General features: G+C 47.7%; 18 protein-coding genes. All 18 read right to left on the bottom strand.

From position 1 onward, the window contains the following. Positions 1-81 precede the first annotated feature (81 nt). The 18 genes from MKY73_RS01540 to atpA all read right to left on the bottom strand — a co-directional run bounded on the left by MKY73_RS01540 (position 82) and on the right by atpA (position 21,671). Complete coding sequence (locus MKY73_RS01540; protein WP_339305351.1) at positions 82-843, bottom strand: WecB/TagA/CpsF family glycosyltransferase; 762 nt, start codon at positions 841-843, stop codon at positions 82-84. 7 nt (positions 844-850) lie between these two features. Next, positions 851-2,032 carry a polysaccharide pyruvyl transferase CsaB gene (gene csaB, locus MKY73_RS01535; protein WP_339305349.1) on the bottom strand — a complete coding sequence of 394 codons (1,182 nt, stop codon included), beginning with the start codon at positions 2,030-2,032 and terminating at the stop codon, positions 851-853. Then, on the bottom strand, positions 2,008-4,029 hold the full coding sequence (locus MKY73_RS01530) for a DUF5693 family protein (protein ID WP_339305347.1): 2,022 nt from the start codon (positions 4,027-4,029) through the stop codon (positions 2,008-2,010). Before MKY73_RS01530 ends, csaB begins: the two co-directional genes overlap by 25 nt. Positions 4,030-4,439: 410 nt before the next feature. Further along, on the bottom strand, positions 4,440-6,161 hold the full coding sequence (locus MKY73_RS01525) for a phospho-sugar mutase (RefSeq protein ID WP_339305345.1): 1,722 nt from the start codon (positions 6,159-6,161) through the stop codon (positions 4,440-4,442). Between the two features lie 111 nt (positions 6,162-6,272). Continuing rightward, positions 6,273-6,704: a 3-hydroxyacyl-ACP dehydratase FabZ gene (gene fabZ, locus MKY73_RS01520; RefSeq protein WP_145324406.1), complete on the bottom strand. Its 432-nt coding sequence runs from the start codon at positions 6,702-6,704 to the stop codon at positions 6,273-6,275. Between the two features lie 482 nt (positions 6,705-7,186). Beyond that, entirely contained in the window at positions 7,187-7,411 is a 225-nt protein-coding gene (locus MKY73_RS01515) for a DNA-directed RNA polymerase subunit beta (protein ID WP_210109216.1), read from the bottom strand. Between the two features lie 12 nt (positions 7,412-7,423). Continuing rightward, positions 7,424-8,263: a flagellar hook-basal body protein gene (locus tag MKY73_RS01510; protein WP_339238184.1), complete on the bottom strand. Its 840-nt coding sequence runs from the start codon at positions 8,261-8,263 to the stop codon at positions 7,424-7,426. Between the two features lie 507 nt (positions 8,264-8,770). After that, positions 8,771-9,655, bottom strand: a complete 885-nt coding sequence (locus MKY73_RS01505) for a flagellar hook-basal body protein (RefSeq protein ID WP_339305343.1) — start codon at positions 9,653-9,655, stop codon at positions 8,771-8,773. 102 nt (positions 9,656-9,757) lie between these two features. After that, complete coding sequence (locus tag MKY73_RS01500; protein ID WP_253441322.1) at positions 9,758-10,756, bottom strand: rod shape-determining protein; 999 nt, start codon at positions 10,754-10,756, stop codon at positions 9,758-9,760. A 219-nt stretch (positions 10,757-10,975) separates the two neighbouring features. Continuing rightward, positions 10,976-11,263: a sporulation transcriptional regulator SpoIIID gene (spoIIID, locus tag MKY73_RS01495; RefSeq protein ID WP_024632710.1), complete on the bottom strand. Its 288-nt coding sequence runs from the start codon at positions 11,261-11,263 to the stop codon at positions 10,976-10,978. Between the two features lie 170 nt (positions 11,264-11,433). Further along, complete coding sequence (locus MKY73_RS01490; RefSeq protein ID WP_339305341.1) at positions 11,434-12,174, bottom strand: M23 family metallopeptidase; 741 nt, start codon at positions 12,172-12,174, stop codon at positions 11,434-11,436. A gap of 434 nt (positions 12,175-12,608) precedes the next feature. Beyond that, complete coding sequence (gene spoIID / locus MKY73_RS01485) at positions 12,609-13,949, bottom strand: stage II sporulation protein D (RefSeq protein WP_339305339.1); 1,341 nt, start codon at positions 13,947-13,949, stop codon at positions 12,609-12,611. 466 nt (positions 13,950-14,415) lie between these two features. Continuing rightward, complete coding sequence (murA, locus tag MKY73_RS01480) at positions 14,416-15,762, bottom strand: UDP-N-acetylglucosamine 1-carboxyvinyltransferase (RefSeq protein ID WP_082762960.1); 1,347 nt, start codon at positions 15,760-15,762, stop codon at positions 14,416-14,418. 522 nt (positions 15,763-16,284) lie between these two features. Beyond that, complete coding sequence (locus tag MKY73_RS01475) at positions 16,285-16,542, bottom strand: DUF1146 family protein (protein WP_124116534.1); 258 nt, start codon at positions 16,540-16,542, stop codon at positions 16,285-16,287. A gap of 608 nt (positions 16,543-17,150) precedes the next feature. Further along, positions 17,151-17,555, bottom strand: coding sequence for a F0F1 ATP synthase subunit epsilon (locus MKY73_RS01470; RefSeq protein WP_062836965.1), 405 nt, complete (start codon positions 17,553-17,555; stop codon positions 17,151-17,153). A 60-nt stretch (positions 17,556-17,615) separates the two neighbouring features. After that, positions 17,616-19,019: a F0F1 ATP synthase subunit beta gene (gene atpD / locus MKY73_RS01465; protein WP_047840699.1), complete on the bottom strand. Its 1,404-nt coding sequence runs from the start codon at positions 19,017-19,019 to the stop codon at positions 17,616-17,618. Positions 19,020-19,114: 95 nt separating this feature from the next. Beyond that, positions 19,115-19,987 carry an ATP synthase F1 subunit gamma gene (atpG, locus tag MKY73_RS01460; protein ID WP_076209796.1) on the bottom strand — a complete coding sequence of 291 codons (873 nt, stop codon included), beginning with the start codon at positions 19,985-19,987 and terminating at the stop codon, positions 19,115-19,117. Between the two features lie 169 nt (positions 19,988-20,156). Continuing rightward, entirely contained in the window at positions 20,157-21,671 is a 1,515-nt protein-coding gene (atpA, locus tag MKY73_RS01455) for a F0F1 ATP synthase subunit alpha (protein WP_047840700.1), read from the bottom strand. Positions 21,672-21,685 lie beyond the last annotated feature (14 nt).

Genomic DNA, 21,685 nt, shown 5'->3' with positions numbered 1-21,685 from the left:
ATGAATTATACGCTCATCACACCCGAAAAGCCATCCTCAATTTCTAGCAAAAACACGCATTTATCTCGCAATTACCTGTTTTTAAGGGACTTTCGTCACGTTTTCTTTGTCCCGCATCACCTTAACAGCGAATTTCGGAAGCGCAAGCATCCGGCCAGCCCGGCTTGGTTCACGCAACAAGCGATAGAACCACTCCAATCTTAACTTTTGGAACAGCATAGGCGCACGTTTGGTTTTACCCGAAATTACATCAAAACTGCCGCCGACGCCCATGGTTACGGGAACCTGTAGTGCGTCTTTGTGCTTGTGAATCCACGGTTCCTGTGTGTCGGCCCCACGTGCTACAAACAACAGATCAGGTGTCGCTTCACGTATGGCAGCGATGACCTGTTCATCCTCAGCCGGACCAAAATAACCGTCGCGATAACCCACAATTCGAATCGCCGGATACTGCTGTTGTAACCGAACTGCCGTTTCTTGAATCACCTCAGGGGTGGAACCCAGCAGATATACGCCCCATCGATAGTTTTCTCCAACACGCAGCAATTCATGTAAAAGCTCAAATCCCGGCACTCGCTCAGCTACAGGATCTCCACAATAGTTGGCAGCCCATACGACACCAGTTCCATCCGGAACAATCAATTCCGCAGATTGCATGACTTCCATGATTGCGGGATCTTCCAATGCGGCCATCACCATAATTGGGTTGGCTGTAATGACTTGATGGGGTGTCTGCTTGGACAGCACAGCTTCCTGGAGAACCTTTACCGTTTCTTTCATTGTCAGTTTGGAAAAAGGAATGCCGTAGATCGAAACGGTAGGTATTGATCCGGTCTGACTCATCTTTATCTCATCCTTTGCGGCCTAAATAGTTAATAATGTGCTGTGCAGGTACTCTGGCTTCCTGCTTGAGTTGGGTGATACCTTCTTCATGTTCCTTCAGCCACTGTGAACGTTGATCCAGCAGCCCAACGACAGTTTTGGCGAGTTTGTCGCCATCGAGTGTATCCGTATTGCCTGCTGGTTCACTATCCAGACGAAGCAGAAATTGATCTATTTTCGGATCGTACGAGATGCCCACCGGAGGCACATACTGCGATGCTGCATAGATCAGACTGTGCAGACGCATACCGATGACGAGATCACACTTGCTGACTTCCTCCAGCATAAGCTGAGGATCGGTCATATCCGGTGTGATGCTAATCTCACTACCTTTACTGGTCACATCACCGAGCATTTCCATAAGGAATCGTGAAGCCTGTTCATCAACTGGCAAATGGAATGGCAGAAAACGCAAGTGCACAGCTCTTTTGGAGCACAACTTTTTCAATCCTGCCGCAATAGCCGTTAGCTCTTTACGATCCGACTCCCAGAACCGTACCGATATGCCGATCACAGGAAGCTTGGTGTGTGCTCCAGATGTAGTTTCCACTCGATTAGCTTGAGTAGCTGCATCTGCTGAGACAGCACCTGTGCCACTGTCAATTTTTGCTTCAGGTAATGGCAAGCCCATTACCGGGTCGGGTACGACATGGATCTGATTCCACTGTAGCCCGAGCCCACGCAGGTAGTCTGCAGATTGTTCATCCCGAACGGATACATAGGTGCAGCCCTTAAAGACTGATTTGATCATCGGATTAAAAATCTTACGATTCACAGGGCCAATCCCCTGAGCATAGATGAACGTTGGTTTTTTCAACATCTGAGCCAGCTTGATCACACCCAGATAATAAGGAATGGACTTCAGTCCAGTGGCATCCTGCAATAGACTTCCTCCGCCACTGATTAACCCGTCACTTTCCTTGAGCGCTTCACGGACTTCCTTCAATTTCATACGTTGCACGGAGCGTACACCGTACATGGAGGTGGTCCATTCGGGATCACCCGAGAGAACAATCGGTTCAATCGTAACGTTTGACCTCTGACTTTCCTCTTCCAGCGCTGTCAAAATCGACTTTAGCACTGCCTCGTCTCCGCTATTGTGGAATCCGTAATACCCCGAGATGACTAACTTTTGAGAAGTGGTGACCATTTTTTCCAACATCCTTCCGCTACTTGCCACACACCCACAGCAATGATACCGAAGATTAAGCCAAGTCCCAATCCCATCACTCCACGAATGAGTGACAATACAGCCGGCGTATGGATATGCGCGAACGTATCCACCATGGACAACTGTCCAATCGCTGCAATAATGAGCACAAAGATGACTTTACGATATTTTAAAGCGGCGAACACGCCAACGATAAATAGCGGGTGTCCCAGCATAAATTCTTTGAATCTCGGACGTACACCGAACGTATCTTCCAACGTAGTACGCAGGAACATCTCGAATGGTGTTACTGATCCCGAGTTGCCTGTACGGCTCAAGTAATAGTAACCAACAACGGCAGCAACGAGTGCCAAAACAACCATTAAAACATTAATTGGCATACGAAGCATTTCTTTGATTTTCTTGATAGAGAACGAACCCGAACCACGATAAAACACAATGTAGATCGCTACCAGCGCCATTGGTGCAAAGTGCAACAGACTTACGCCGCGGAACTGGTTAATTACCAGACTGTACGTAATGCTGTTAAGCAACGCGATGACAAAAGGTACGGCCAGGAACGAAATAATTGACGTTCTTACATATAAAACTATCGTCTGCTTCAAACGACGACTCGCAGATGCGTCAGGTTGACGCTGTTGCTGATAGTTCACGGTACGAACGGCCAGCACCATCGCTATGGTCGGCGCCGCTATGGCCACAAGCAAGGCTATTCCTTGCTCCAGCAGCGTTGGTTTCAAGAGGAACAATCCTGCACTGCCCACCAAAGCAACCACAAACGCGATCAAGGTCAGTAGTGGGATAAAATAAGAAACCATAAGTGCAATCATCGCAATTGCACCAACAAGAGCAACCAGCTTGGCATAACGTTGAATCGACGAATCCTTCACTGTGAATGCTTCAGCTTGTCCGAGTTCGAAGCCATGTTTCGCCATACGTTCTATCGCATGACCCGGCTCACCCAGGCTGTTGATCAGATTCTCAATTGGATCTGTAATCATGGCCTTGGCTGTATTCCGACTTGGCGATGCATTCATATAAAGCATACGAATGTTGCGGTCTTTGGTTGCCAGTACAAAACGGTCAGCGATCGTGTCTACGTCCAGATTGGCATCGCCATCACTAAGCGAGTACAGACGCGTAACGTTGTAATCCGTTTTATAAGCAAGGGTCTGGAATCCAGACTGCGGTTTCTTCAAGTTCTCAATGGCTGCAAGACCAATATTGTGCTTGTTCAGCAACTGTGCAAATTGATCAAGACTTCTCATCTCTGCATTATCATTGTACCCTTTCACAGCATCACCATCAAACAAGATGCGCTTTACGCCATTCTCTTCGAAGAAGGTAAGCAAGCGCTCCATCGATTCCTGGCTGTAGGGCACACTGTCCGAGATCCGCGGCAAAATGTAAAAACCTTTATCACGCAGCATCTTCACGGCAACCGGATCGGGCTGCAAAGGCTGCATGTTGGCATTCTCCGGAGGAGTCTGCAATATTAAGCCGCTACGACCTTCATATTCCCATGGTTGCACTGGAATCTGCCGATCAGCGAACGTTTGTTCAATAATAGGGGTATACGTCTGTGCATTTTCCTCCGATGTAAATAACACATACGTATAATTTGCGTTAGAAGGGATCACATCTTTGGTCAGGTTCGCGAGATCCTGGCCGTTATACACCATCAGTCGGCGTGTCTTTCTAAGCTCGTCCAATGTACTTTCGAACACAGCCATTGTTGTTACGCCTGCGTCTTTCAGACGAGTCAATTGTTCATTCATGAAATCTTGCGGATGTGCCTGATACGCGGAGATATCCAGCAGCCCCCGATAGTTGAAAACAAGTTCTACCTTTTTGGCAGAAGATTCTGTCTGCACCCGATCACTGATTACAGGGATGGACGCAACGAGACCGATAATAACGACGAGCCACAACCACTTCCGAGAAGCGTTATTCCAATAAAGCCATTTTTGACGCACTACATGTACCTCCTCAAGTGTTGGAACCAAATGCACGTTCAGCTCAAGTAATTCGTTCATTTAACATTCATACAATAGGTTACAAACAGCTTGTGTCAACAAGCCTTCTTATATGCTATATAGATTGAACTAAAGCAATATTTACACTTGCCACTTCGATGACAGAACAACCTTCCGATCGCTGTTAACCCCCGATTTTGTTGATTTACTTTTAATAAAGGTGAAAATCTGGTGATCAAGGCGAACGTTCCACTTCTTCAGGTTATTTCTGCCCTCTACGTTCTCGTGTAAATGTTCAGTTCAATTTATATAGATCCATCTGTATATTATTTCAAAGAAAAACCCCTCCGCCAACCAACCTTACGGTGCGGAGAGGCCTTCTCATGTTCTTGCTCATTGTTGCATTCGTATTATTGTGCGTCTACACGCGACATCACGGTAGTCACCAGACGCTCGATCCGGCTTTCCGCATCTTCCAAATTCTCTCCACGCACGGCGAAGTATACTTTGATCTTCGGCTCTGTTCCCGAAGGGCGCAAGCAGAACCATGAACCGTCTGCCAAAATGAACTTCAGTACGTTCTCCTTCGGAAGACCGTCCAGACCAAGGGAGTAGTCCAGTACATCTTGTACCGCAATTCCCGCTACTTCTTGTGGCGGATTGGAACGCCAGTCCGTCATTTTGGCTTGAATCTGAGCTACGCCGTCTTTGCCTTTCAGCGTACGGGACTCCAGCTTCTCCAGGAAATATCCGAATTGGTTGTATAGTTCTTGCAAGACATCATAGAGGGTCTTGCCTTGACTCTTATAATACGCAGCAGCTTCAGCAATCAGCATCGAGGCAAGGACAGCATCCTTGTCACGGGCATAGTTGCCTGAAAGGTAGCCATAACTCTCTTCATATCCGAACAAGAATGTATGACTGCCTGTTGCTTCGAACTGGTTCATTTTTTCACCAATATATTTGAAGCCTGTCAGTGTGTTCATCACTTCAGCACCGTAATGTTTAGCAATAACAGCACCCATCTCACTTGTTACGATCGTTTTGACAACCGCACCGTTGCTTGGCAGTGTTCCGGTCTCTTGCAGGCGACTCAGCAGGTAATGTACCATAATGGCACCAGACTGGTTACCAGACAAGACGAAATATTTGCCATCGTTGTCTTTCACGACAGCACCCATACGGTCTGCATCCGGATCTGTACCGATCAGAATGTCAGCGCCCACGGATTCTCCCAGCTTCATCGCAAGCGTAAACGCTTCGCGTTCTTCCGGGTTAGGAGATTTCACGGTAGAGAACTCAGCATCCGGCTGTTCCTGTTCCGCTACAATGTGCACTTGCTCGAATCCGATCTGCTCCAGCACACGACGTACAGGGATGTTGCCTGTGCCGTGCAGCGGTGTGTATACGATTTTGAAATCACGACCAATGCCCGATTGGATCAGTTCGCGGCTCAGACTGCGGCTTGCTACGGTATCCACGAATGCTTGGTCTTGGTCTTCACCCAACCAGATCAAGAGCCCCTGCGCTTCTGCCTCTTCTTGGGTCAGCTTCTTCACGTCAGCAAGGGAAGGCACTTCTTGGATGTACTGAATAACTTTTTCCGCTTCATCCGGTACCAATTGACCGCCCTCATGATTGTAGACCTTGTATCCGTTGTATTCCGGTGGGTTATGGCTCGCTGTTACAACGATTCCGCCAGTAGCCTTCTGATTACGCACTGCAAATGACAACTCTGGAGTTGAACGCAGGGATGGGAACAGCTTGGCTACAATGCCGTTTCCAGCCAGTACAAGCGCAGCATCCAATGTGAATTCAGGTGAGAAATGACGGGAATCATGAGCAATGACCACAGAAGGTTTGCCTTCTTGGTCACCATGCTGCTCAAGCAAATAACGCGCAAATCCTTGCGTCGCCCGACCTACAGTGTAACGGTTCATCCGGTTGCTTCCTGCACCAATGACCCCGCGCAATCCTCCTGTACCAAACTCCAGATTTCTGTAAAAACGTTCCTCCAGCTCTTTCGGCTGATCCTGCAAGTCACGAAGCTCTTGTTTCGTTGCTTCATCAATCGAAGCATCCTCCAACCATTGCTGCAACGTCTCTGCTGCTGCTGTGCTTAACTGTTCCATTCCAATAAACCCCTTCCGTCTATATAAATTCAGGTGTGCTGAGTTACTTCAGCATCTTGCATCATTCGGCCCGTCTATGTTCCGAAATGATGTCAATGCTCACGTATGTAATCAGCTTGGGTCAGACAGTGCAAACATAATCTCGCCTTCAGCGACTACTTTATCGTCCACTCGGGCAGTTGCTTTACCTTTACCAATGGAACCCTTCAAACGTGTAATCTCCACTTCCAGGATCAACGTATCTCCGGGCACGACTTGTCCACGGAATCGGAAGTTGTCCAGTCCCGCCAAAAAGCCAATTTTGCCTTTATTGCCTTCCATATTCAGAATGGCTACTGCACCAACTTGAGCCAGCGCTTCAGTAATCAGTACACCCGGCATTACCGGATACTCTGGAAAATGACCAATGAAGAATGGTTCGTTAATGGTTACGTTCTTCAGACCAACGGCACGTTTGCCATCCTCAATCTCTAGAATCTTGTCCACCAGCAAAAACGGGGGACGGTGCGGGATGATTTCTTGAATCTGTTTGATATCGAGCACAGTGTAATCTCCTCTCGGGATGTTTATATGAGCGTTCTTCATCATAAAATTCTCATGTGCGCATAGATGACCGTTACGGTTACGGATCGTTCTTTCGATCGCTGTTGTTTCCTGATGTTTCTGAACTATATCTCAGATGGATAACATTAGGAAACAAAGGCGAATGCTTCGCTTCTTTCGAACGATTCCGTTCCCTCCACTTACTTCGGTGCGGACACGGAAAACCTTTATGATCAAATCGATGCTCATATAAAATGTTTTAATTTAAATTGTTGTATGGAAAGCATATTTTCGGTTAACACTAGTTATATCCTTCATGACTGCAGTAGTGAAGGTTAAGATAAGGGGTCTCTCTTCGCGATGACGAATGTCTTTCGCAGGGGAGGCCTCTTTTGACGTCAAACGTCATCCATCATTATACTGTTTTCAACGTCAAAAAGAAAACTCCTGCCTGCGCAGGAGTTTTCGCTTAACTCGTTACATTATGGAGCGAACACTAGATTATATACATGTTCCCATGTACTCCATTGCCATACGGAACCAATATCCTGTTTGCCCAGTACCACATATCCAGCTACCATTCCGCCAGCGAGGGCAAGAACAAGCAGGGCCGGAACCAGGAACCATCTAGCGATGCGCCATCCACTCTTCTTCTTCTTGACTTCCTTTTTCTCTGGCTTACTGTTCTGCTGCTGTGTTTCTGTCATCACATTCACCTTTTATGCTCTCATATTGTTGGCGAGACCCAACATGGAATCACTTGAAGTTAGCGCCTTGGCCGCCAGTTGATATGTCCGCTGTCCTTGCATAAGCAGAGTCATCTCCTGTGTCATATCCACATTGGATTGCTCCAGAAATCCTGGACGGATTAATGCAGCTGCTTGACGTGTAGCTGCATTCGCGCCAAATACATCATCCTCGGTTAATCCCGCATCCAGGCCGAACAGGTTATCCGCATATTGTACCAGACCTTCAGGGCGTTCAATGTCTACCACTTGTAGTTGTGCCCCAATGATTGCGTTCGCCTCATTACCACGACGGATTAACAGGTTGCCATTTTCATCAAAAGCAACTTTGCTATTATTCGGTGCCGTAATGCGATTACCTTGACGATCCAGAGCAAAGTGGCCTTCACCATTAACCATCACCATCATATCTGGTGCATTTGGATTAGCTTTTGGTCTTGTATCCGGTACAAAATGAAATGCACCCTGACGAGTCCACATTTTCTCCCCGTTCGCTTCAACTGCAAACATGGCATTTCCTTCAATGGCCAGATCAGTCGGAAGGCCGGTCTCGTTCAAGGGGCCTTGAGACATATCCTTCGTTACATCCGCCAAACGAGCACCAAAACCGAGGTTATATCCCATCGGTGTGGAGCGTCCATCCAGTTTGTATTTGTCCGGTTGTTGTTGCACCCGGGTCAGCACATCCTCGAATGCCGCTTGCTTGCTCTTATAGCCTGCCGTATTCACGTTGGCAATATTATCGGCAATGACATCCAGTCGTTGCTGTATGGCAGTCATGGAAACCTTGGCACTAATCATCGAATTATTCATCGGTGGTTTACCCTCCCTTGTGTCCTGTCCACCCTCCCAAACCCTCCCTAGTAGGGAGGGCCCCAGATGGCGCTGCCCTCTGGACTCCCGAAACAGGCGGATTAGGTAAGTGGGGTACGATCTTGCTAAGTGACGGTGGTGTGTGTTCGCCGCGACTGCCGGGTTATGATTCTCGCCATAGTTTCACATGGCTGAATCATAACCCGGCACGCTCTTTATGCAGCGTGGTAGCTCCGCGTGGCCTCTCCCTGCTTTGCTTCGCAAAGGACTGTCGGGACCGTCGCTTCGCTCAGGTACTGCCACGCATTCCTCGCATAAGCTCGGTTGCGTCTAGGTCTTGCGCTTGCGTGGTCTCTTCCCTGCTTTGCTTCGCAAAGGACTGTCGAGACCGTTGCTGCGCTCAGGTACTTTTACGCAATCCTCGCATAGGCTCGGCTGCGTCTTGGCTCTTCGGCTGCGCAAAGGGCGTTTGGCTCTCCGCTGCGCGGTTATATTTAAACGTCGGCGTTATACACGGCCGACTTCATTGACGGCTTTATCCAGACTGCGGTCGTAGAATTGTACGACCTTCTGGTTCGCTTCATACGCACGGTATGCAGCGTTCATGTCAACCGTTGCCTGTGAAGCATCAACATTGGAGCCTTCCAGGTAACCTTGACGGATCTGCACATTATCACCGGCAGCCATCATCCGGGCCGTTGCCCCATTTTGATCACTCAGACTGAAATTGCCATCACCTTGACGAACCAGTTGATTCGGCTGGTCAATGACACTGATGCCGAGAGTAACCCCTGTCGGTGCACCGGTTGCTGCATCCACCAAACGGCCTTGCTCATCCACTTTAAATTGCTCTACGGAACCTGTCAACACTATAGGTTGTCCATTATTATCCAACACTTGTGAACCTGTTGAGCTCAGCAATTGTCCCGTTCCTGTAATCTCGAAGTGACCATCGCGTGTATATCCGGTGTTACCTTCTGCATCCTGAACTGTAAAATACGCCTGAGGCTGATAAGTTACCGTGCCATCGGCCCGTACAAATTTGCCTGATGCGTCAAACGGGACAGGTTGTCCAGTCTGCGGATCGTTGACCGTCATATTGGATGAAATGGAAAAATCATTTTTCTGCCCCGTCTCCATAATGGTCCCCTGCAAATTCATGGACAAACTCTCTTCCGCGAACACCCCCGTGTTCAGCTTGCCCAGCCGCTTTGTCGGGAGATTTGCATCTCCGCCTACCAAGGTAATGAGCATTTCCGGGAAGGAACGGCTTACGCTGTTCACTTGTTTGTATCCCGTGGTGTTCATATTTACGATATTTTGTGTTGCTGTGTCATGGCGGCGTTGTTGCGTAATCATTCCCGCAGTAGCGGTGTACAGACCTCTTAACATGTATTAACCCCTCTCCTCAAGCGCTTGCACTGCATCGCAGGTTGGCTGCTTGTCCGTTCTGCTTTCCGAGCATGGCGAACCTTTGCTTTTTATATCGGCAGATTAGAACTTTTTCTTAACCACCTGATCCAAATTATTAAGCATAATGCCTGTCCCCTTCACGACACAGTGCATTGGATCTTCCGCAACCCATACCGGTACATGCAATTCATTGGATAAAAGCTCGTCCAGTCCGTTCAGCAATGCACCTCCACCTGTCAATACAACACCACGATCGATAATGTCCGCTGACAATTCAGGCGGTGTACGTTCCAATACCGACTTTGCTGCCACGATGATGGATTGCACAGAATCCCAGAGTGCTTCCTGTACTTCATTTCCCGATACCGTTACGGTAACAGGCAGACCGGATACCATATCGCGTCCGCGAATATCCATCTCCGTTTGACGTCCACCCGGATGTACGGAACCAATCGCAATTTTGATATCTTCCGCGGTCCGTTCACCGATCATAAGCTTGTATTTGGCTTTGATAAACTTGATAATAGCTTCGTCGAACTTGTCCCCTGCGACCTTAATAGAAGAGGCGGTGACCACGTCGCCCATAGACAGGACTGCAACGTCAGTCGTACCGCCGCCGATATCCACGACCATATTGCCGCTCGGCTGAAAAATATCCATTCCCGCACCGATCGCTGCCGCTTTCGGCTCTTCTTCCAGAAACACTTCTTTGGCACCGCTGCGTTCTGCCGCCTCGCGGATGGCCTTCTGTTCCACAGAAGTAATGTTCGTTGGTGCACAGATCAGAATTCGAGGGTGGCTGTACCAGCTTCTTGCACCCACACGATTAATGAAATGTCTGAGCATCGCTTCCGTAATCTCGAAGTCCGCAATAACGCCGTCACGCAGCGGTCTAATGGCAACAATGTTACCTGGAGTACGCCCCACCATACGACGCGCTTCTTCCCCAACAGCAAGGACACGCTTCGTATCTCTTTCAATGGTCACGACGGAAGGTTCATCGAGGACAACCCCACTTCCTTTCACGTGAATAAGCACGTTGGCCGTGCCAAGATCAATACCGATATCCTTGCTAAACATAAAAGAGCCCCCAAAGTGATATTATTTGGTCAGCGTATCCTGTGAAAAAGAGTCCCTTATCACGTCACCGCTCGTTCGACAAAGTGCAACATATATATGTAAAAATCGGGCTGATAAGATGTCATAATTCGATCCTGTACCAGCTTTTAACATATCATACTTCAGGGGAGGGATTCAATGCATGTGTGAGCTTTTTGACCTACGTCTTAAAGAAGATGCCTACGATTTGGCGGAAGCCAACACCTCGCGTTTCTTGCCACTCGTTTTTTTGTATTTAATTTTGGTCGCTTCCCCGCCCCGCAAATGGCGGATGGACTTGTGATACTCCAAAATGTGTTTTACCTGATCTGCAAGATCAGGGTTGATTTCCGGCAGACGCTCCGTCAGATCCTTATGCACAGTACTCTTTGACACGCCGAATTCTTTGGCTATGGTACGGACCGTATTCCTCGTCTCAACAATGCAGCGACCAATTTTGATGGTCCGTTCCTTGATGTAATCGTGCACGCTCCCGCCTCCCTACTGTGTGGATAGTTTGGTACATTATATGAGGAGCATGCCTATATATTCGCGGTTTAGAGGTGTGACAAGCTTCGAAGGTCCCATTATTTTCTGAAAAGCACAAAAAGAGCAGAGGTTGAACCCTCTGCCCATCATGTTGCTGCGGTAAAAATCATTTATTTTTCCGGAAGATATCCTTGCGGGTTAACCGGCTGTCCATCTTCGTACACTTCAAAGTGAAGGTGGTTGCCAAGCGTTTTACCCAATTCATTGACACCAGCAGATGCAATCGCATCTCCCTGTTTCACTTCGTCGTCCTGTTTCACTTTGACGTCTGCCAAGCTTTGGTATACCGTTTTCAGGTTATCACTGTGTGTGATTTCCACAACCTGACCTGTGAGCGGATTTTGCTCAACGCGGGTAACTTTACCGGCAAGCGCTGCTTTGACTTCAAACGTTTTGTTATCCCCACGTGCCAGATCCACACCCGTGTTCGGGATGAATGTATCATTGTACTGCACCATTGCCGCTTCATGTTCCTCGGTTGAAGCTTCGCTATCATAGAAAGGTTTTACTACCGAAATTTCGGACGGTACCGCTACCGGCCATACAAAATTCTCCGACTTGGCAACAACTTCCACACTTTCTTCTTCTCCGCCTGCTGCTGTTCCTTCTGTACCCGCCGATGCACCTGTTTCTACTACCCCGCTAGCAGTGTCCGGGTTCATAGCTTTGTCGCCTGTTCCCTGATAGACCCACACTAAGGTTAGTATAATGCCTGCTGCTGCGATGTAGGCTGCCGGGAAGACCCAGCGTTTGGACATTGCTCTTTTCCATGAAGAGGGCTGGCTAGCCGGTACTCCTTGAGTTGTTTTAGGAGTTTCTTCTTGGACTGTTTTTTTGTTTTGTTCATTCATCTTGATCACCTCAGTAACAAGTGTTACCGGGTGCAACTCTTTTATACACGCGCGACTCTAATTATTTTCACGGAGGTTTCAGAGAGTGCTATATATATATATTGGACATAAGTGTTAGTTCGTGCACCGCTTCGGGGCCAGAAAACCTTTCGACCGCTGGTTACTACCAGATTTCTTCTATCACCTTCTTCAAAGGTGAAATCCGGTAGTAAAGGCGGACGCTTTGCTTCTACAGGTCTTTTCTGCCCCCTGCGCTCTGCATACGCTAGCACTCTCCGCATATATAGCCAAGTCTTAAAACCTCCGGAATGGGTGTTGGTAGACTGGTCTGGATTGGCTGTAGAGGCCGATCCTTCTATAAAGTGCATTTATCGGTGAGAGCGAAATGATATAGGATGTGGCTGGATAATATAGTTTAAAGCGCCTGGGTTCTCCTACTTCGATGCAAGCATCTTGGATGCCTGTCCGAATGAGATGCCAGTATAGTAGTGCTTGAGAATCTGGGTGGCCGTGTGTCCCTCCTGCGCCATGCCATTTGCTCCCCATTGGCTCATGCCAACACCATGCCCGTATCCATACGTTGTAATCTGGACCTCATCACCTGTGGTCTTCCAACTGAACTGGCTGGATCTTAATCCGAGCAGCTTGCGAACCTCTGGGCCGCTGAATGTTTCACCTGCGATTTGCATTTCCTTAATCCGATGTCCTTTGGTTGTAGACAATACCTCCATCCACGACCCACTCTTCTGGGTGGTAACCGGAATCGCATCCAAGTTCAGTTTCTGCAGAATCTCGTTACGCTTCATGGTAACGGTCTGTTTGTAGCCTGGGGCAAGGGTTTTGTCCCATGGACTGTCCACACTTTGCAGATACGGTACAGCGTTACCCCACACATCCTCCGCATTCTCGGTATACCCATTACTTGTGGAAAAAAAGGATGCGGTGATCGCCTTGCCCTGATATGTCATCACCGTATCTCGACTTTCGCGCACAGCCTGTTGCAGCTTCTCCCATTCCTTCGCCTTCCCTAGGCGAGTCCAATCTGCTTTTACCTGATCTGGCGGAATAAACACCTGATGGCTGACCGTATCCGTCACATCCGCCGCACCCGATGGAACACCGCTTGTATCACTTGCAGCAAGTCTTCGCACGATAAACGTGCGAGCCGCTATCGCCTGTGCCTTTAACGCCTCCAGCCTGAATGCCGCCGGCATCTCAGCAGCCACAACCCCCGTAACATAGTCTTCCAGCGGCAGATTCATCGTTGTGCCCGTTGCAGACAGGTATACGCGTACCTGGGGTTCTGGATAGGTAACAGGAACTGCTGGCACAGGAGCTGGAGTTTTTGTACTGCTGGCATCTGTTGGAGCAGGGATCGGCTTGGGTGATTCGGTTGTCCGTGGCCATACCAGAATGACCGGAATCAGCAAAGCCATTGCCAATAAGGCAGATACAGCGGCAGCAGGTTGCCATCGTGTAGCGTTGCGTCCCCATCGGGGTTTTCGCGCGAATGTCCACATTCGGCGACGCTTCACACGGCGAAATTGGTCCAGCTCAATGACAGGTATATGAATTTGCTCGGTTGCCTGCCGGTTCAGTTCATCTGTCGACACCCGTTCTGGAGTTGATAATCTTGCAGGCTGTGATGGAACAGTCCTCAGATTTAATGGAGCAGGCTTGTCTTTCTCCACTCCAGAAACGGCATTCTCCTCCGGCTCTTGCACACCTGGACGGGGGACAAGCGGTACCTTTACCTGTACACGAGCTTCTTTCATTCGACGATAACCCTCCGTTGTCTATGGCCGGTCATGTGCCGGTCGTGTTGATCAAATCCATAGTTTAGGTTATGACCTAGCTCGATCTGATAGAACCTGATTTAAGAGAAACGAGGCCCTTTTCCTTCCATTCACTCACCTGCTTTATTTTGCCGCGTATCTCTTACAAATGCTGATCTGTCGCCATAAATAGGCGTTTATCCTTAAACCAAATTCTTAAAATAGACGCTCTTTCATTTTGTTCAGACTTGGAACAGAATACGATGTACATTATATAAATTAGGACCAGCTATTAATAGAATCAGGTATCAAATTCCTCATCATCTTGTTAAAAGTAAACACAAAAAAAGCCAAGCCAGATGGCTTAGCTTTATCATTTTTTTACAATATACAGTTCCATCACATTCATAAAACACACAAGCGTGTCGTTCATCATAGAGGGACCATATTTTTACTAAACCCAGTGTTAAGCCAAAGTTGGTTGCACCTTAAACATCGGTACTTCTTTCTCCACTTTTTCACTAGGAGCTTTGGTTGCTTCCAACTTAGGCTCATCAACCGAGATCCGATAGATGTCAGCGCCAAGTCCGTTAAGCTTCTCAGCCAGATGTACATAACCACGGTCGATGTGATGAACACCGCCAACTTCCGTTGTACCTTCAGCAACAAGACCTGCAATAATGAGTGCGGCACCCGCACGCAAATCGGTAGCCGTTACTTTGGCACCCTTCAGTTTGGCATTACCTGTGATGATGGACGAACGTCCTTCAACTTTGATCTCCGCATTCATCAATTGGAACTCATCCACATGCATGAATCGGTTTTCAAAAACAGTCTCTGTCACAACACTTGTTCCTTCAGATGCGAGCAAGAGTGCCATCATCTGGGATTGCATATCTGTTGGGAATCCTGGGTATGGTAATGTTTTCACATCTACAGCCTTAAGAGGGCGATCTGCGATTACACGCACGCCATTCTCATCCGGTTGGATGGTTACACCCATCTCTTCAAGCTTCGCGATAACGGAGCCTAAATGATCAGAGATTGCACCTTCAATGTACACGTCACCACCAGAAATTGCAGCAGCAGCCATATACGTACCCGCTTCTACCCGATCCGGAATGACTGTGTGTGTAACGCCTGTGAGTTTCTCCACACCTTCAATGCGGATCACTCCAGTACCAGCACCACGTACAATGGCACCCATTCCATTCAGGAAGTTGGCAAGATCCACAATCTCAGGTTCTTTGGCAGCATTCTCCAGAACAGTTACGCCTTCGGCCAATGTTGCAGCCATCATAATATTTTGAGTGGCACCTACGGAAGCCACATCCAGATAAATTTTCGCGCCACGTAACCGTCCTTGGCTACGAGCTTCGATATAACCCTGGCCCAAGCTGATCTCTGCGCCCATGGCTTCAAAACCTTTCAAATGCTGATCAATAGGCCGTGTACCGATGGCACATCCACCAGGAAGTGAGATTCTTGTATGACCCATTCGAGTCAACAGAGGTCCCATGACCAGGAAAGACGCCCGCATTTTACTTACCCATTCGTACGGGGCTTCACAGGAAGTAAGCTTCTCCGCATTTACGGTAATCACTTCGTCCCGGTATGTAACTCCCGCTCCCAGCGATTCCAACACCTTGTTAATCGTCATCACATCGTCTAGAGGAGGTGCGTCAATAATAACGCTTTGTCCTTCTTCCCCTAAGAGAGAGGCAGCGATGATCGGAAGAACAGAATTTTTAGCGCCGCTAACTTTGACACTTCCGGTCAACCTTTTGCCACCGCGGACGATAAATTTGCTCATCATGGTTCCCTCCGCGCTTTTATTCCCTTTTCTTCATTCCGGAATACGTAAGCCCCACTGTGTGTAGAAAGGACTGTTGCTGTGTGTGGAATTTCGACATATTCTGGCATATTGCCACAGATGTCTGTTCAGAAAAGAATTGGTTTTTATAATCCATATCAATGATACCATGTGCCGTGCTTCTTGCTATTCAGCATGTAAAATGAGTGTCTTACAAGCCAGCAGAGCATCAGAACAGACAGAGTGGGATGGTTATTAGCCGGCATGAACCGGATACCCCGTTTATAACTACAAAATAAGTGAACAATTGTGAATTCCCTAACTTCCATCATAACATTGTTGAATTGTACGATACAAGCATTTTTACATAAAACATCTCAAATTCATCCAATTTTACGTCACATTTTTTTCTTAATTTCTTTACCGACAACTCATACTCTAATTGTTAACACAATTAATCGATGTTATTCGACAATGAGCTCCTTCAAGGGCCTAACAGATGATTAACCAACCATCTCAACATTAAAACAAATTACGCAACATTTGAGTCCATGACAAGTAGTCAATGACAAAGCCAGCAACGGCATGCCCCAGAATGATGGCGAGCAACAAATGTAGCAGTCTTCCCTGAGCACCTCGTGGTTGTCTGATGATTAAATCCAGTTTGAGATTCTGCAAAGCCCACCAAGACAACGCAATACATAAAAGGGAGACGATGATTGAGACCAAGCCATTGGTGCTTAACGCCTGATTCACCTGATTCGTCAGATCAGTATCCATATATTCTTTACCTCCACATTTGTTGCAGCGATCAGCATATCATATGCCCGGCACCCATAACTTGTTAGTATACTGGAATGTCTTGAGCACAACATACTGAGCGCACTGTCAGATTTACTCCTGCCAGGCAGGAATCTCCTGATACCCAAAGAACGAGCAGCAACAATCCGGCTGTGCAAGACTATGGAATCTACTACGCAGCTTCCTGCTTCTGCTGACTCTATGGAATATAGGCTCTTTCATCATACATTGTCAATTACATTGATTTCCACTTCTCAAATATTTTAATTTTAAATTGCCGGGATTTTGTGACTAAAACGACATAAAAGAGCGCTATTTCGATATCGATTCTGTCATTTCCTCGGAAATAATTTTAATTTTCTCATGAAAAAAATGGTTCTCTTCGTGGTAAATACACCCACTACTTTAGTCCTATATTCTATGCAATTCCTCATCATCGGTGAATATTTTGCTTAAAATACTTCTGTTTACTGAAGGGATATGATGAGATATTGTGGTCAGCGATTTTGATATATTCGATAAAACAATTCTATCAGACAAACTCAAAAAAGCCCGGCAGACTAAGCCGCCGGGCTTCCAAGAATCGTTTATTTGCCAAAAACGTTAATCCGGTTAACCGCTTTTTGCAGCGCAATCTCTGCACGACGGTGATCAAAGTGATCCTGATTGCTTTGGCTTGCAAGCCGACGTTCTGCCCGCTCTTTCGCCGCACGCGCACGGTCCACATCAATGTTTTCCGGGAATTCAGCACTCTCTGCGAGTACAACAACCTTATCTTTACGTACTTCGATAAACCCGCCACCGATAGCAACTTGTTTATTTTCTTTTCCGTTACGAATATAGATTGGTGCAATCTGCAAAGGTGTAACCATAGGAATATGACCAGGCAGAATGCCCAGTTCCCCTTCAATACCACGAGCCGTGATGCTATCCACTTGTTCTGAATACACCAGACGCTCAGGTGTTACAATCTCCAACAAAAAGGTGCTCAATTCCATCCCTCCTGAAACTATCCGAAGGATAGCCCACATAAGGACAATCCTGGATTCAGACTAAACCAGTGTTTTGGCTTTCTCCACTGCCTCTTCAATTGTACCAACAAAGAGGAAAGCTGCTTCCGGAAGATCATCATACTTACCTTCGAGAATCTCTTTAAAGCTGCGCACCGTTTCTTTAACCGGAACGTATTTACCCGGAATACCGTTAAATGCTTCAGCAACGTGGAAAGGCTGGGACAAGAAACGTTGGATTTTACGAGCACGGTATACAAGCGCTCTGTCTTCCTCACTCAACTCATCCATACCCAAGATCGCAATGATATCTTGCAATTCATTGTAACGCGCCAAGATACGTTTAACGCCTTGAGCTACGCTGTAGTGTTCTTCACCTACAACTTCAGGGGACAAGATCCGGGAGCTGGAAGCCAGTGGATCTACCGCAGGGTAGATACCCATCTCGGAAATTTTACGCTCCAGATTCGTCGTTGCATCCAAGTGAGCAAACGTCGTTGCAGGAGCCGGGTCAGTGTAGTCATCCGCAGGCACGTAGATGGCCTGGATGGATGTTACAGAACCTTTTTTCGTTGATGTGATACGTTCTTGCAGTTGACCCATTTCTGTTGCCAGCGTAGGTTGGTAACCTACTGCGGAAGGCATACGTCCAAGCAAGGCAGATACTTCTGAACCCGCCTGGGTGAAACGGAAGATATTATCGATAAAGAGCAACACGTCACGGCCTTCTTCATCACGGAAGTATTCCGCCATGGTCAGACCTGTGAGGGCTACACGAAGACGTGCGCCTGGAGGCTCGTTCATTTGTCCGAAGACCATTGCTGTTTTGTTGATAACGCCGGAATCACTCATCTCGTGATACAAGTCATTACCTTCACGTGTACGCTCACCAACACCCGCGAATACGGAGATACCACCGTGTTCTTGTGCGATGTTGTTGATCAATTCCTGAATGGTTACCGTCTTACCTACACCGGCACCGCCGAAGAGACCGATCTTACCACCTTTAGCGTAAGGAGCAAGCAAGTCGATAACTTTGATTCCTGTCTCCAGCATCTCTGCTTGGGTAGTCAGTTCATCAAATGCAGGTGCTGAACGGTGAATCGGGTTCTTGTGCTCAGCAGCTACGGCACCGCCAGTATCAATTGCTTCGCCGAGTACGTTAAATACACGACCCAGTGTTGCTTCACCGACAGGTACAGAGATTGGTGCTCCTGTATCTAAAGCTTCCATACCACGAACAAGTCCATCCGTGGAGGACATCGCAATACAACGTACTCGGTTGTCACCCAGATGTTTCGAAGCTTCGAGTGTAAGGTTTACACTAACGCCGCTCTCACTTACTGTAGTGATCGTAATGGCATTGAGGATTTCCGGCAGACCGCCGCGATCAAACTCGACGTCAACAACCGGACCCATGATGCTCACAACGCGTCCTTTGTTCATCTTAACGTTCCCCTCCTACAAGCCTGCTACTTTTGCAAAAATAATGTACCGTTCGTTTATCTTTGCTCTGCAAGCCTTCATTAATAAAAAAACGGTTAGCCTTGTGCTGCGTTGGCACCTGCCACAATTTCCGTAATCTCCTGCGTAATCGCCGCTTGGCGGGCACGGTTGTATGTCAATGACAAGTCATTAATGAGTTTGGATGCATTTTTGGTTGCATTACCCATTGCCGTCATTTTCGCACCCAGCTCACTCGCCTTACCGTTCAGAAGTGCACCATAGATCAGCGTTTCCGCATAACGCGGAAGCAAAACTTCAAGTACAGCTTCAGCAGACGGCTCGTATTCGTAGCTTGCCGTTGGTCCTTCCGCAGCAGTTACCTCAGGTGTTTCCATTGGAAGAAGTTTTTCTACCGTAGGAATCTGGGTCAACGCATTCACAAAGCGGTTATAACAAATGTACAATTCATCAAATTCAGCCAGTTCAAACCCATGAACAGCTTCGTGTGCGATGGATTTGATATCTGCAAATGAAGGCGAATCCGACAGATCCGTTGTTGTGGATGCCATCGCCATTTCACGACGTCTGAAGTAGTCGCGTCCCTTACGTCCAATGACGAACAATTCGTAGTCATCCTGGGAGTTGTGGCGCTCTTTGAGCGTCTGATTAACCTGACGCAAAACGTTCGCATTGTATCCACCCGCAAGACCACGGTCCGATGTAATGATCAGATAAGCTGTCTTTTTGACCGGACGGCTCTCTAGCATCGGATGCTGTATGCCTTGCGTGCTAGATGCAATACTCGCTACAACTTCTTTCAGTTTCTCCGAATAAGGACGGGCTGCTTCCGCTTTTTCCTGCGCTTTACGCAGTTTTGCAGCAGCTACCATCTCCATTGCTTTGGTGATCTGCTTGGTGCTTTGTACGCTTTTAATTTGCCGCTTAATTTCGCGCATGCCTTTTGCCATGATTTCACCACCTCAAAACTTTGGCAGAGCCAAAGTTACTTCGTAAGCATTCACTAGTTTTGACAAAGTCAAAACTACATCGTAAGCACAACCCTGTTTTGACAGAGTCAACGTATTACATGCAGACATGCGGAATCGGTTAGACAACTCCGCACCTGCAATCATTTATTTAGACAGAGACAGCAAAGCTCTTTCTGAACTTCTCGATTGCACCTTTCAGTGCATTTTCGTTGTCTGCAGTCAATTCTTTAGTATCACGGATGGATGCAAGAATCTCCGGATGGCTGCTCTCCATGAACGCAAGGAACTCACGCTCGAAACGAGTAACATCACCTGTTGGAATCTCATCCAGGAATCCTTTAACCGCAGTGTACAAGCTGACAACCTGTTGTTCTACAGGCAGAGGCTGGTTAACACCTTGCTTCAGGATTTCCATCATGCGCGCACCACGATTCAGGCGGGCCTGAGTCGCTTTATCCAGATCGGAACCGAACTGGGAGAACGCTTGAAGCTCACGATATTGAGCGAGGTCGAGACGCAGGGAACCTGCAACCTTTTTCATCGCTTTGATCTGAGCAGAACCACCGACACGGGATACGGAAATACCTACGTTGATCGCCGGGCGTTGTCCAGCATTGAACAAGTCAGCTTCCAGGAAGATTTGTCCGTCCGTGATGGAGATTACGTTCGTTGGGATGTATGCAGATACGTCGGAAGCTTGTGTTTCAATGAACGGCAGTGCGGTTAAAGAACCACCACCAAGTTCATCATTCAGCTTCGCAGCACGCTCCAGCAAACGGGAGTGCAGATAGAAGACGTCACCCGGATAAGCCTCACGGCCCGGTGGACGACGAAGCAACAAGGAAAGCTCACGGTATGCAGAGGCTTGTTTGGTCAAGTCATCATAGATGACCAGAACGTGCTCGCCTTTGTACATGAAGTACTCACCCATCGAACAACCGGAATACGGTGCGATGTACAAGAGTGGTGATGGATCGGAAGCTGCTGCAGTTACAACAATCGTGTACTCCATTGCGCCTTTACGACGAAGGGTTTCCACAACTTGAGCAACCGTAGACTGTTTCTGACCAATAGCCACATAGATACACTTCATGCCGCTACCTTTTTGGTTCAGGATCGCATCAATTGCGATGGATGTTTTACCTGTTTGACGGTCACCGATGATCAACTCACGTTGTCCACGGCCGATTGGAACCATGGCATCAATGGCTTTGATCCCTGTTTGCATCGGCTCATGAACCGATTTACGATCCATTACGCCTGGTGCTTTACCTTCAACCGGACGGAATTCCGTTGTAGCGATTGGCCCTTTGCCATCCACTGGAATACCGAGCGGGTTCACAACGCGTCCAATCAATGCTTCGCCTACAGGCACTTGCATGATTTGGCCCGTACGTTTCACTTGGTCACCTTCACGAATATCGTAGTAAGGTCCCAGGATAACGACACCGACATTGCTTTCTTCCACGTTCATGGCGAGTCCCATAACACCGCTTGGGAATTCAACCAACTCGTTGGACATGACGTTCTCAAGTCCGTAAACACGAGCGATACCATCACCAACCTCGATTACCGTTCCGACTTCGACTACATCGATATCGGTCTTGTATTGTTCGATTTGGCTCTTAATTAATGTACTGATTTCTTCTGGTTTGATACTCAAGTGTCCTCACCCCA

This window comes from Paenibacillus sp. FSL R5-0519 (assembly GCF_037974275.1).
Taxonomy (GTDB): Bacteria; Bacillota; Bacilli; order Paenibacillales; family Paenibacillaceae; genus Paenibacillus.
Note: the sequence above shows the minus strand (reverse complement) of the source record. Positions and strands in the feature narration are given on the sequence as shown.